General features: G+C 31.2%; 14 protein-coding genes and 1 tRNA gene. 5 read left to right on the top strand and 10 right to left on the bottom strand.

The features are described 5' to 3' along the window. Positions 1–10 precede the first annotated feature (10 nt). Positions 11–928, top strand: coding sequence for a metallophosphoesterase family protein (locus EU95_RS06420; RefSeq protein WP_032521713.1), 918 nt, complete (start codon positions 11–13; stop codon positions 926–928). A gap of 258 nt (positions 929–1,186) precedes the next feature. After that, positions 1,187–1,435: a DUF1651 domain-containing protein gene (locus tag EU95_RS06425; protein ID WP_032521712.1), complete on the top strand. Its 249-nt coding sequence runs from the start codon at positions 1,187–1,189 to the stop codon at positions 1,433–1,435. On the opposite strand, the gene EU95_RS10240 is transcribed toward EU95_RS06425, so the two are convergent. From EU95_RS10240 to EU95_RS06440, 4 genes are all read right to left on the bottom strand, one after another. Further along, positions 1,436–1,564 carry a hypothetical protein gene (locus EU95_RS10240; RefSeq protein ID WP_275040482.1) on the bottom strand — a complete coding sequence of 43 codons (129 nt, stop codon included), beginning with the start codon at positions 1,562–1,564 and terminating at the stop codon, positions 1,436–1,438. It lies immediately after the preceding gene. A 63-nt stretch (positions 1,565–1,627) separates the two neighbouring features. After that, complete coding sequence (locus tag EU95_RS06430) at positions 1,628–1,846, bottom strand: hypothetical protein (protein ID WP_032521711.1); 219 nt, start codon at positions 1,844–1,846, stop codon at positions 1,628–1,630. A 200-nt stretch (positions 1,847–2,046) separates the two neighbouring features. Next, the gene (locus tag EU95_RS06435) at positions 2,047–2,382 is read right to left on the bottom strand and encodes a hypothetical protein (protein ID WP_032521710.1); all 336 of its coding nucleotides are present in this window, start codon (positions 2,380–2,382) and stop codon (positions 2,047–2,049) included. A gap of 237 nt (positions 2,383–2,619) precedes the next feature. Then, positions 2,620–2,692: transfer RNA gene (locus EU95_RS06440), tRNA-Ala, on the bottom strand. A 211-nt stretch (positions 2,693–2,903) separates the two neighbouring features. Between EU95_RS06440 and EU95_RS09335 the strand changes: the two genes are divergently transcribed. The 3 genes from EU95_RS09335 to EU95_RS0108775 all read left to right on the top strand — a co-directional run bounded on the left by EU95_RS09335 (position 2,904) and on the right by EU95_RS0108775 (position 6,708). Continuing rightward, complete coding sequence (locus EU95_RS09335; RefSeq protein WP_052046853.1) at positions 2,904–3,986, top strand: polysaccharide biosynthesis/export family protein; 1,083 nt, start codon at positions 2,904–2,906, stop codon at positions 3,984–3,986. A 2-nt stretch (positions 3,987–3,988) separates the two neighbouring features. Next, on the top strand, positions 3,989–5,578 hold the full coding sequence (locus EU95_RS06445; RefSeq protein ID WP_032521709.1) for a GumC family protein: 1,590 nt from the start codon (positions 3,989–3,991) through the stop codon (positions 5,576–5,578). Between the two features lie 104 nt (positions 5,579–5,682). Next, entirely contained in the window at positions 5,683–6,708 is a 1,026-nt protein-coding gene (locus EU95_RS0108775; protein ID WP_052046852.1) for a hypothetical protein, read from the top strand. A gap of 3 nt (positions 6,709–6,711) precedes the next feature. On the opposite strand, the gene lexA is transcribed toward EU95_RS0108775, so the two are convergent. From lexA to EU95_RS06475, 6 genes are all read right to left on the bottom strand, one after another. Continuing rightward, positions 6,712–7,329 carry a transcriptional repressor LexA gene (lexA, locus tag EU95_RS06450; RefSeq protein ID WP_032521708.1) on the bottom strand — a complete coding sequence of 206 codons (618 nt, stop codon included), beginning with the start codon at positions 7,327–7,329 and terminating at the stop codon, positions 6,712–6,714. Between the two features lie 57 nt (positions 7,330–7,386). Continuing rightward, positions 7,387–8,313, bottom strand: coding sequence for an ornithine carbamoyltransferase (gene argF / locus EU95_RS06455; RefSeq protein ID WP_032521707.1), 927 nt, complete (start codon positions 8,311–8,313; stop codon positions 7,387–7,389). Between the two features lie 25 nt (positions 8,314–8,338). Beyond that, complete coding sequence (ftsH, locus tag EU95_RS06460; protein ID WP_032521706.1) at positions 8,339–10,204, bottom strand: ATP-dependent zinc metalloprotease FtsH; 1,866 nt, start codon at positions 10,202–10,204, stop codon at positions 8,339–8,341. Between the two features lie 114 nt (positions 10,205–10,318). Beyond that, positions 10,319–11,413 carry a bifunctional diaminohydroxyphosphoribosylaminopyrimidine deaminase/5-amino-6-(5-phosphoribosylamino)uracil reductase RibD gene (gene ribD / locus EU95_RS06465; protein WP_032521812.1) on the bottom strand — a complete coding sequence of 365 codons (1,095 nt, stop codon included), beginning with the start codon at positions 11,411–11,413 and terminating at the stop codon, positions 10,319–10,321. Between the two features lie 15 nt (positions 11,414–11,428). Next, entirely contained in the window at positions 11,429–11,929 is a 501-nt protein-coding gene (locus EU95_RS06470) for a DUF3122 domain-containing protein (RefSeq protein ID WP_032521705.1), read from the bottom strand. Continuing rightward, the gene (locus tag EU95_RS06475) at positions 11,904–12,155 is read right to left on the bottom strand and encodes a hypothetical protein (protein WP_032521704.1); all 252 of its coding nucleotides are present in this window, start codon (positions 12,153–12,155) and stop codon (positions 11,904–11,906) included. The genes EU95_RS06470 and EU95_RS06475 overlap by 26 nt, the downstream gene beginning before the upstream one ends. Positions 12,156–12,211: the final 56 nt, after the last annotated feature.

Genomic DNA, 12,211 nt, shown 5'->3' with positions numbered 1-12,211 from the left:
CAACAAGAATATGATTAACTTAAAAAGAAAATCATTAACTATATTTCTCATTGTACTGGCATTTAATATAGTTTTTTTATATTGCTATAGCAATCCAAAATATTTCTTTTCTATTATAAATAATTTAGAAAGAAAACTAAAAAAAGAATTTTATTCACAAAAAACCAATAATCCTGAAGGGATTTGTCCCAAAATAATTTCTAATCTTCCAAAAAATTCTACTTTAATTATTGGCCATGCTTACGGATCACATAGGAACTCTGATTTAAGAGGAAATGTTGGCATTGCTCCAAAAGTTTATGATTTTTATTTAAAAAATATAGAAAGAATTTCATCAATAATATTTAGTGGCGATGTTTTAAAAGAACCAAGTATTAAGAAGTGGAAAGATTTCTATTCAAAATTTCAAGGAGATATAAAAATATTTATTGCACCTGGGAATCATGATATTGGAGGTAAAGTTTTTGATTCTGCCTTGAGGGATGTTTTTACAATAATACCTCACAAGAATCAAGCAGGATTGAATTTCCCTTTTAGATTAATTTTGAATAAATCACTTTTCATCATTGGAGATAGTAATAGCGAAAAAGACTCGTTAGAGAAAATTATTTCAATGATTGAGAAAGAAAAAGAGTTTGAAATTATATATGTAGTTATTCATCATGCTTTTCCTGAAGGATTAAGCCAAGCAGCAAATGCACCAGGAAAGCATAATTTTATTAAAGATTCTTATTTTAAAGATAAATTTGAAAACATTAATAAAAAAATTATTTTCTTATATGGAGATGGTGGGGCATTCCCAAATAAACCAAGGTTTAAATGTATAAAATTAGCAAATAGTTATCATATGATAAGTGGCATTGGTGAATTAAAAGGAGATACAATTTTTGTAATAAATAATAAAAATTTGTATAGAATGGAAATTTAAAATTTAAATAATCTTGATAAATTTTTAACTTCAATTATTTCTTTTTGAGAAATATTATTATTAATAGAATACATTACATATTTTTTCTAAAAATTTCGCATTTTATTTCGCAATAAAATTAGCTTCGCACACATACATTTAGTCGTATCAATAGATCACAAGATTTGAGTTCCTTCGTAACTAGAAGGTCATCATATAATTAAGGACTTTCAGGACTAATAGGACTCTTATATATGTATCGGTAAATATAATAATTTTATGGAAAAGTTTACTTTGATAAATAAGGATAGATCGAGAATAAAAGTATTTGAACCATTTGAAGATGTATCAAAACCTAGTCCAAATATTGATGCAATGATGATTAGTTATGGCTGCGTCTATAAGAGATCAAGTAAGCCAGTTATGAAGGGTTCAAGAGTTGAAACTATAGAAGGTGCTAGACAAGAATATAAAAAATTATTAGAGGAAGGTTGGAAAAAAACTTCAATATTTAATAGCTATTTTTAATTAAAAAATTGATCTAGCTCTATTAGCCCTGCGAACAGCTTGTCTTAAAATATTCCTTTTTATTGATAAATCAGAAATACAATAAAGAGCAAATAATAAAATTAATTTTCCCAAAATTGGAATCTGCATTATCTAAAAATAATTAATCCTATTTAAAACTAAACCGATACATATAAGCAAGTCCTTAGAGTCCTATGGTTCCTGAACTAACTCTTTAATCCAATACCATTTTGTCTCAACTTTATTTCTAACTTTTAAATCTCCAATTATCAATTTATGTTTTTCTAATTGGGTTAAAGTTTTACGCGCTTGTCTATTAGCATCTTCAATACCTTTTAATAATGGAGCTACGTCATTGTATGTAGTTGGTATATCGTTAGCTGATCTTTCTTGTACAAGTTGGTAAACCATTTCTTGTCGATCATTTAAATTATCTACAACTTCTCTAATTTTTTCTCAACACAATAATTTAAAAACGATTTTATATCGCCACAATTTCTTTTTCTTCCGTCCCCACCTTCAGGATTTTTTAGTTTCTTTTTTGAATCTTTATGTGGCGGAGCTACGTCAAAATATTCTTCTTTAATTCTTAAAAATAAATCTTTTGCGTTTTATGGTTTTGGACTTTTTTCTAAAAATCTACAAGCTAATTCAACACGTTTTGTGAGGTCATAAAGTGTGGTTGATCTTCTATTACTTCTGCTATCTAAAAATGCTTTTTTATTAGCAGCCCAACCCTTTAATTGACCTTTAATAACTGGTGCATATTCTGATTGATTAGAGAATTTTTTATAAGCTTCTTTCAAAGAATCGTCATTGTGATACATGAAATCTTTTATCTCAACAATCGCATTTAGAATATTTCTCTTATTGTCTTTTCTCCAACCAATATTAGTTAGGAGAGTACTTCTGCCGTTTTCATCATTTCTATCTATTTGCATAACCATCTTGCCGCCGACCTCTCTACCCCTTAAATTCCACCCTTTTCCGCAATCGCCGCGAATGTCGGCTCTTAAACTTTTGACCCAATCTAGAGTTGTTGCTATAACTTAACTTTCATTAATAATCCCATTGCGAGAATTATTGCGGAATTTAGCTATATCGTCAACTATCAACCTATATCAGTCTAATCATTAGATTTATGAGAATCGCCCGAATCTATTGCTATCACTAATAAAATTCAATGGAGCCAAGGGGATTTGAACCCCTGACCCCCTGCATGCCATGCAGGTACTCTACCAGCTGAGCTATGGCCCCATAGAATTGAAAATACCCTAAGAATTTTTCTTAGTTAATTAATTTTCAAAAATTAATTGATCTAATCTTACAACATTAAAGTTGAAAGTTATTAATTATTTTAATCATGTTTTTATATGTAAAATTTCTTTTTTTTATTTGAATCAGAAACCCCAATTTGTTAGAATAATCAAATCAAGTAAGTCAGCATATTAAAAATAAGAAATAGTTCATGTTTTTACCAAGATTCTTGAAATGTAAATATTTCCTATTTATTTTTGCCCCTTTTTTAGTTAATTTAAATATTACAGCGGAAGAATTTTCTAAACTTCAAGATTCATCTTTTCTTGAATATAAAGACGAATATATTATTGATGCTGGTGACACACTTTTTTTAGATTTTAAAGGTTTAGAAGATATTTTTAGCGGTAATTATGTAGTGCCACAAAATTCATTTTTAAAATTACCTGAAATTGGAAGAATAAAAGTAAAAGGTAAAACATTGGTTCAATTACAAGATATCTTAGAAGCTAAATATTCTGAGTTTCTTTATAATCCTAATATTGAATTATCTATTTCTAATCACCGAGACCTCTCTATTAGCCTTAGGGGAGAAGTGAATAAAACAGGTCTTTTCTTCTTAAACTATAAACTAGAAGAAAACTTTAATAAAGCAAATTTAGAAGAAAACAGATCCGGTTTTTCGCCCCAAACTGCCCCTAGACTTTTTGATTTAATTCAATTAGCTGAAGGTATTACAACTAATGCAGATCTTAGAAATATTGAGGTAACAAGAAAGAATGCGGAAATCAATGGTGGTGGATTAGTAAAAACCAAGATAGATTTAATTTCCCTACTTGAATCAGGTAACCAATCTGTAAATATTATTTTGCGTGATGGAGATGATGTTTTTGTTCCAAAAAGCGAAAAAGTTTTGTTAGATCAATTAGTCAGTGTTAACAGAAGCAATCTTACACCTGATTTTGTTGATATTTTTGTAAATGGTAATGTAGAAAAAACTGGTCTTTTAACCTTAAGACAAGGTGTGAGTCTAAATGAGGCAATAGCAGCAGCTGGGGGAATAAAATCAATGTCAGGTCAGATTGAATTTATTAGACTAAGTAGAGACAGTGAACCAGAAAAAAGACTTATAAGTGTGAGAAAAGCTAAAAAGGGTAGTAGAAATAATCCAATACTGATAACAGGAGATATAATTTTTGTAAGAAAGAGCCTAGCCGGTAAAGCAAGTACTGTAATACTTGATTATTCAAGACCAATAGTTAATGCTTACGGTATTTATAAGATTTTTGAATAGAAATGGAAGATTCTAATAATACTGTTAATCAAAATTATGATTCTGATAGAGATGAAATAGATATAAAATCTTTTTTTAAAATATTTAAAAGGGGTAAAAATTTAATTTTTGGAATTGTTTTAAGCTCTACTTTAGTAACAGGACTTTATTCATTTATCACAAAACCTAAGTGGTCAGGAAGTTTTAATATTGTTGTAAAGAAAAATTCTCAGGATAGTAGTGGTATAAATCCTTTAGAAAACTATGGCATTTTCAACGAAATAATAAATAATGACGAGAATGAAACACAAAGGCTAATTTTAAAAAGTCCTTCTGTTTTGATGCCAGTATTCAATTTTGTAAAGAACTATTATGAATATAAAAATATCAATATAGACAAATTATCCTTCAAAGAATGGGTGGATGATAATTTAATAATTGATTTTGAAAATAATTCCTCCGTTTTAAAAGTGGAGTATATAAATGAAGATAAAAAACTCATAAAAGAAGCTCTTGAATTAATATCTTCAAAATACAAAGCTTATTCAAAGAGAGATACTGAAAAACAAATTACAAAAACAATTAAATATTTGAAAAAACAAACTAAATTGATGAAAGAAAAATCGCTTAATTCAATGAAAGCTTTTAATGAATTTTCTATTAATAATGGACTAGGAAGTATCGATGGATTTGTTGGGTTAGGTCCCTCTGTTTCTTTAGGCGGCGATCCATCAGGTAGAGAATTAATGAATAAGTTAGGTAATCCCGGTGCAGAAAAATATACCGAAAATTTAAGAGCAAATAAAATTTTTCAGGCAGACACAATATCGAATAGTAAGGCAGGCATGAGATATGAAGCACAATTTGAAATGTTAATGGATTATGAAGCACAATTCGTTGATTTATCTTCGAAATTGAAACCTAACTCCAATACCTTAAAAGAATTAAAAAGTAATATAGAAAATTTGAGAGATTCTCTTAAAAGGCCAAATGAAATTTTATTAGAGTATCGAAGGCTTAAATTAGAAGCTTCGAGAAACGAAGGTATTCTTCAAGAACTTGAAAGTTCTTTACAAGTTTTGGAATTGAACAAAATCAAAGCCCCTGATCCATGGGAAATGATTTCTGTACCAACGATAGATAGCAATCCTATATTTCCAAAAAAAGAAAGGCTTATTATTGGAAGTTTGATAATTTCTTTAATTATTGGCTATTTAATTGCTTTTATAAAAGAAAAATCAACAGGTAAAATATTTGAACTAAGTGAATATAAATTTTTGATAAAATATAAATATTTGGATACTATTTATAGAAATAATATAAAAGTAAATACTAATATTATCGATAACTTAATTGACATTAATGATAATGTTGCATTAGTAGAACTATCTGACAATTTTTTAGGAAATCAAATTCCTAAAAAGCAAGAACTTTTTAAAGAAGAAAGGGAATTTTGTTTCGTTAATCTCAAAGATATAGAAACTTTATCAAAATTTAAAAAAATAATCCTAATTACTGAAGGAGGTATTATAGCAAAAGCAAATATTCATTTAATTGAAAAGTATTTGATACCATACGAAAAAACCATCTTGGGCTGGTTTTACTTGGATTAATTATATTTTTCATTATGATTCATAAAATAATATTTTATAGATATAAGAAATACTTTCTGATTTCTCTTTTAAGTTTTTTACCGTTAATCATATGCAATTCCATTTTGAGTAGTGATTATAGAAATCAAGCACATAAGCAAGATCTTAATAAACTTAAAAAGCCAAATATCAAAAACAAAGAGGCACAAATATCATCAATTATATGGGAAAGTGTGGAAACTAATTCAAATTTATCCAATACTAAATGGGAAAAAGTTGATGAAAAAGATTTTAAAAATAATCGATATAAAACTAATGAATCTAAGAAAAAGTCCTATAAAGTTTCTCTTAATTCTCTTAATAGATCAATCGTATTTGACAACAGAATAATTGGTCCAGACATAAGTTGGCTTGTCCCTCCGGGATTTAAATGGAGCACAAAATATAAGTTTGACTTTTCTACTAGAGGTCATAATAGAAGAAAAAAAGGAGAACCTTTATTAGGTTGGAATGGAGGAGATGCAGTAGGACAATTTTATTATCAACCAATTTTTATCAAGGATTATAGTTTTGGTTTAAATTTAGGAATGAGAAGTGTTTACTCTGGTTCTGGCCCAGGCGGTGAAACAGCTGTAGGAGAAGGCTTATCATTAGGATTTAGAACTGACAAAAGTTTATCAAGCACATCTGGAGTTTCTCTTGGAGCAGAACAATTAATTCACTTTGATGATCAAACTGACACAGGTAGAGATCTATATATTACTGTTTCAAAAGGATGGTGGTCTAATAACAAAGATGGAAATTTTCCACTCAATATTGCCACTTTTGGTTTAGCAACTGGAAAAATGGCTGAAGGTAATATTAAAGGATTATGTAGTGATCTTTTGGGAGGTTCTGGTACTGAAGTAGATCATAAAAGAAGGCTTTGTTGGGCTCCAGTATTTACATTATCTAGAGTATTTAATCACAAATACTCTACTTTTTTTGAATACAACAGCAAATGGTTTCTATTGGGAAGTTCAATATCGCCTTTTCAAGAAATTCCTTTAAGGGGAACTTTTGCATTACAGCTTTCTGATCATATAGATAATTACAGACTTAATAATTTTGAAGAACTAAAATGGGTGTTTAGATTAAGTTTGGGATTTTAGAATTTATATTTTTCTCCAAACAGCTAAAAGTTTTCCTTGGAATACAACATTATCTAAATCTAATTTAATTGGTTCATAAGCTGGATTTGCAGCTTCTAAATAAATATTTTGACCTTTTTTTATAAAATATTTCAAGGTCGTACCTAATCCTGGAACCATAGCACTAACAATCATTCCATTTCTAAGCGAATAAGCATCTTTAATAGGTTCCATCAAAACCATATCTCCATGAGCAATACAAGCATCTATCATTGAATCGCCATTTACTGTTAAAGCAAACACATCTTTTTTTTGTAATACTTCAGAAAAATCCAAATTTTCATTCACATCAGAATAAGTTTCAATTAAACCTCCTGCAGCAACGGAACCCATAATTGGAACTCCCCCAGTAATTTCGTCTACTATTTGCATTGTTCTAGCTTTGCCTTCTTGCCATGATATATATCCTTTCTCTTGTAAATGTTTTAAACGACTTTGAATTGGAGCGGGAGATTTTAGACCCATAGCTTGCATCATTTGTCTTATCGAAGGACTATGTTGGAAGTCCCTCATATAGTTTTTTATCCATGAATAAAGCTCATCCTGAGCATCTGTAAGCTTATTCCCTTCAGAAGTTGCCATAAAAACATTTGTACTCTAATACATTTGTACCTCTTTGAAAGATAAATTGCAATATTTTCATGAAAGAAGGCATGAAAGAAGAGCTTGTTGAGCATGCATTCTATTTTCTGCTTGATCAAAGATTACACTTCTTTTACTTTCAAAAACTTCATCAGTTATTTCTTTAGCCCTATAAGCTGGAAGGCAATGAAGAATAATTGCATCTTTATCAGCATTTCTTACTAAATTTTTATCGATAGTAAATCCAATAAAGTCTTTATCTTTCTCTTCTTTTTGATTTTCTTCCCCCATAGATGACCAAACATCTGTATATAAAACATTTGCCCCCTTAACTGCATTAATAGGATCATTTGTGATTCTCAATAAATCTTTATTTTTATATATTTGATAAGCTTTTTTAATAACCAAAGGGTTAGGTTCATAACCTTTAGGGCATGCAATCCTTACTTCTACGCCTAATAATGCCCCACATAAAATAAGAGAATTTGCGACATTATTACCATCACCTATAAACGTCAAAACAACGTTTTTAAAATCCAACAATTCCTCTTTTATTGTCATATAATCAGCCAAAGCTTGGCAGGGATGTTCCAAATCTGTAAGAGCATTAATAACTGGCTTAGAAGACCATTTAGCATATTCTTCCAAATCAGATTGTTTGTAGGTTCTAATAGCAAGAACATCGCAATATCTGCTTAAAACTCTAGCTGTGTCTCTTATTGGCTCGCCCCTACCAATTTGTGAAGTATTAGGAATTAGATCAACTGTATTGCCACCAAGTCTTGACATAGCGACTTGAAAACTAACTCTTGTACGAGTAGATGACTTATCAAAAATCAGTCCCAAAACATTATCTTTAAGTTTAATATTTAGATCTTTATTTTTGAAGGCTTTTGCAATCTCTAGAATGTTTACTAACTCTTCTCTTGAGGTATCCAAGCTTGATAAAAAATTTTTATTTGCAAGCTTGATTGGTTTTAGCATTTAACTTTCTATGTAAATCTAAATTCTACAATGCAGGCATTTTGCTTTCTGCTAGGAGACTTTTAAGATCTTCTCCCTCTATAACTTCTTCTTGGAGTATTTTCTGAGAAATCGATTCAAGAAGTGGTAAATTATTCCTCAAAATATTAAGTGCAGTTTCATGAGCATCATCAACTAGATCTCTAACCTCCTTATCTATAGCTTGCGCAGTAGCGTCACTAACCGACCTTCTAGGGTTATTCCCATTACCTAAAAACTGACCTCCACCTTGTTTATCATATGCAAGAGGACCAAGTATATCACTCATCCCAAATGTTCCAACCATCTGTTCTGCGATATCTGTTGCTCTTTGTAGATCATTAGAAGCACCAGTAGTAATTTTCCCAAAGACAACTTCCTCTGCTGATCTTCCTCCAAGGAGTGTCGCAATTTGTCCTTTTAGTTCCTCTTTAGAATTCAAAAACCTTTCTTCAGTTGGTAATTGTAGGGTATAACCAAGAGCACTCATTCCTCTAGGTACAATTGAGATCTTTGCGACTTTTGAACCACCAGGCATAAGGTGACCAACTATTGCATGTCCAACTTCATGGTAAGCAACAACTTTCTTTTCATCGTCCTGCAATACACGACTCTTCTTTTCCAAACCAGCCACAACTCTCTCAATCGCTTCGCTTAAATCCTGTTGTTCAACGCTTTTTCTTTTAGCTCTTGCAGCTAGTAGAGCAGCCTCATTAACCATATTCGCCAAGTCAGCCCCAGCAAATCCACTTGTGGCTTGAGCAATAGAATCTAAATCAATAGAATCTGCTAATTTTACCTTTTTAGTATAAATCTCTAAAATTGTCTTTCTTCCAGACAAATCAGGTCTATCTACTAATACTTGCCTATCAAATCTTCCAGGCCTTAACAAAGCCGCATCAAGAACCTCTGGCTGGTTAGTTGCTGCAAGAACTATAACTGGTTTATCTGCTGAAGCAAAGCCATCCATTTCAGTGAGTAGCTGATTTAGGGTTTGTTCTCTTTCATCATTACCACCTACAACACCCATAGATCCAGAACGACTTTTTCCTATAGCATCCAATTCATCAATAAAGATAATGCAAGGAGCTTTTTTCTTTGCTTGTTCAAAGAGATCTCTTACTCTAGCCGCACCTGCGCCCACAAAAAGCTCTACAAATTCAGAACCTGAAATTATAAAGAAAGGAACCTCAGCTTCTCCCGCAACAGCTTTTGAAAGAAGAGTTTTTCCTGTTCCTGGAGGACCTACAAGAAGTACCCCCTTAGGTATGCGTGCACCGATGTCTGTGTATCTCTCAGGTTTTTTTAGAAAATCAACTATTTCCGTTAGTTCGTCCTTAGCTTCATCGACTCCAGCAACATCAGCAAAAGTTACTTTTGATTCATCATCGGGCACATAAACTTTTGCTTTACTTTTGGTGAAACTAAGAGCTCCTTGAGCACCTCCGCCACCCATACTTCTTCTAGCGAAGAATTGTAAAACAAGGATAAAAATTAAAGGTGGCACAACCCAACTCAAGATGGTTGAGAAGAAATTAGGTTTTTTGGGAGGTGCAGCAGCGAATTCCACACCTTTACTTTCTAACCTTTGAGGAAGGTCCATATCAAAAATTGGGGTTGTCGCTAAAACAGAAGGAGCGCCTTCTTCAGCTCCATTTAATTCATATCTAATTTGTTCTTGAGTGATATATGCACGTTTAACTTCACCGTCATTAACTTGATCTATAAATAGAGAGTAAGGGACCCTAGGGATTTGCATATTTTGATTAGGGAACAGGCTACTAAATAAAAGTAATGCTCCAACTCCTATCAAAATGATATTTACAATTCCAAATCTTCTATTAGGTTGATTATCGTCTTGTCTTATTGGCATAGTTGTGGTCAAATTTGAACTTATTATAAACTAAACGAAGAGTTTCCGTATCTGTATTGTTTTTTTTGGGTAAGAACCGTACGGTACTTTGACCCATAAAATTTAGTGTAAAAATTAATTTTTGAATGAACTCTTTACACATATATCATTTCCAATCAAACTAAACTGAGAATCACTTAATTTAATAATTTCGTGCATTTCTCTAAATTCAAAATCACTTAGAGGATTCATATTATTTTCACCACCTAAAATTTTTGGGGCAATAAAAGTAATAAGTTCCTGTATACAATTAGATTGAATAGCTGCAGTAGCCAATCCCGGGCCACATTCCCAAAGAACTTTATTACATCCTCTTTTTGCAAGAATTTTTGAAATTAATTCTGGATTATCTGATGATACCTTTTTAACCTCCACACATTTCGGAATCCTTGAAAGGTAACTTTCATTTGCTGTAGAAGAATCATAAATAAGTAAAGTTTTTGCCTTACTACAATTCCAAAGATTAGATTTTAAAGGGAGATCTAAACTTTTTGTGAAAACAACTCGCAAAGGCTCAGGATTTTTGTAACCTCTAGTAGTCAAAAGTGGGTTGTCTTTTCTTAATGTGTTTCCTCCAATGATTATCGCATCAAATTCTGCTCTAAAAGAATGAACTAATGACCTTGATTCAACATCAGTAATCCATTTACTTTTTCCATTTTTTAAAGCTATTCTTCCATCTATACTCATTGCCCATTTAAGAACACCAAATGCCTTTTTAGTAATATTTCTATGAATGAAAGCCTTATTTAGATCTAAGGATTCTTTTTTGCATAATCCCAAGTGAACTTGAATTCCAGCTTCTTTTAGAAGCTTAATACCTTTACCAGAGACTCTTTTGTCAGGGTCTTCAATAGATACATATACCTTTTTTATCCCAGAAGATATCACCTTATCTACACATGGAGGTGTTTTACCTTGATGGCAACAAGGTTCAAGATTCACATACATTGTCCCACCTTTAGCATTCTTTTTTAGGTTATTAAAAGCCATTGCCTCTGCATGAGGCATCCCTGCCTTGAAATGAAACCCTTCTGCAATAAGGTTTCCATTCTTATCAAGTATCACTGCTCCCACATTAGGGTTAGGACTAGTTGTGTTTTTGCCTAAAGAAGCCAAAAAAATTGCTCTTTTCATCCATTTTGTATTGCTTATATTTTTTTCAGACATCTCCAAAAATCAAATTCAGTTTATTGATCTCCACTCTTTAACAACGAATGGCGGAACAGGTAACTCAGAAAAAACTCCTGACAAAGATAATCTTAATGGTCTATTTTTATCTAAATTTTGAATCAATTCATCAAGATCGAATTCTGCTGCAGCTTGTCTGCCATCATTTGCCAATTCCACATTAAGTAATGTTTTGTCATCTAAAAGCCACTGTTTTCTCCCTGATTCAACCCTCAAGTCAGTGGGATGATCAATCCTGAGATTTCCTGGATATCCTATTACTCTCAAAATCAATTTATCTTCAAAAAGAGGTGATTTATAAGCTACTAATTGCCAAGTTTCAAAATCCAAGTCCCTTAAGAACTCACTGCTAGCATTCATTAATTCCCCATTTATTTCTGTTTCTGCCACTTCTGCAGATACTTTTAATGGATTAAAAATAAAGGATAATAGTAAAAGTAAAGGTAATATTCCTTTTAAAAAAATATTTTTATTTGATTTTGTAATTTTCTTCATTTTCAGAATCCATCAGGGCATCTAGAGTTACAGCTGTTCTTACAATAGCTTGGTATCTTTTAATTATTTTACGATTTTTTTCTATAACTCGAGATAAAGTCGAAGCGTCTTTTTCAGAATAGCTAGATGTTAAATCACTAGAATCTTCTTCAATAAACTCAAATTCACTATCTTTATTAATTAGAGTTAACAATAAATCATGTAATCTCTTTCTCCTTTCAGACAATTAATTTACTATTATAACTCGAATAATAATAAGATAAATTTATAAAACATTCAAAC

This window comes from Prochlorococcus marinus str. MIT 9201, from assembly GCF_000759955.1.
GTDB classification, from domain to species: domain Bacteria; phylum Cyanobacteriota; class Cyanobacteriia; order PCC-6307; family Cyanobiaceae; genus Prochlorococcus_A; species Prochlorococcus_A marinus_G.
The sequence above is the reverse complement of the archived record's forward strand: the minus strand, read 5'-3'. Positions and strand labels throughout refer to the sequence as shown.

Coding starts and splice junctions, on each gene's coding strand:
- EU95_RS09335 (WP_052046853.1), top strand. CDS start 2,904: ATGTTTTTACCAAGATTCTTGAAATGTAAATATTTCCTATTTATTTTT.
- EU95_RS06470 (WP_032521705.1), bottom strand. CDS start 11,929: ATGAAGAAAATTACAAAATCAAATAAAAATATTTTTTTAAAAGGAATA.
- EU95_RS06420 (WP_032521713.1), top strand. CDS start 11: ATGATTAACTTAAAAAGAAAATCATTAACTATATTTCTCATTGTACTG.
- argF (WP_032521707.1), bottom strand. CDS start 8,313: ATGCTAAAACCAATCAAGCTTGCAAATAAAAATTTTTTATCAAGCTTG.
- ribD (WP_032521812.1), bottom strand. CDS start 11,413: ATGTCTGAAAAAAATATAAGCAATACAAAATGGATGAAAAGAGCAATT.
- EU95_RS06435 (WP_032521710.1), bottom strand. CDS start 2,382: ATGGTTATGCAAATAGATAGAAATGATGAAAACGGCAGAAGTACTCTC.
- EU95_RS06445 (WP_032521709.1), top strand. CDS start 3,989: ATGGAAGATTCTAATAATACTGTTAATCAAAATTATGATTCTGATAGA.
- EU95_RS10240 (WP_275040482.1), bottom strand. CDS start 1,564: ATGCAGATTCCAATTTTGGGAAAATTAATTTTATTATTTGCTCTTTAT.
- ftsH (WP_032521706.1), bottom strand. CDS start 10,204: ATGCCAATAAGACAAGACGATAATCAACCTAATAGAAGATTTGGAATT.
- lexA (WP_032521708.1), bottom strand. CDS start 7,329: ATGGCAACTTCTGAAGGGAATAAGCTTACAGATGCTCAGGATGAGCTT.
- EU95_RS06430 (WP_032521711.1), bottom strand. CDS start 1,846: ATGGTTTACCAACTTGTACAAGAAAGATCAGCTAACGATATACCAACT.
- EU95_RS06425 (WP_032521712.1), top strand. CDS start 1,187: ATGGAAAAGTTTACTTTGATAAATAAGGATAGATCGAGAATAAAAGTA.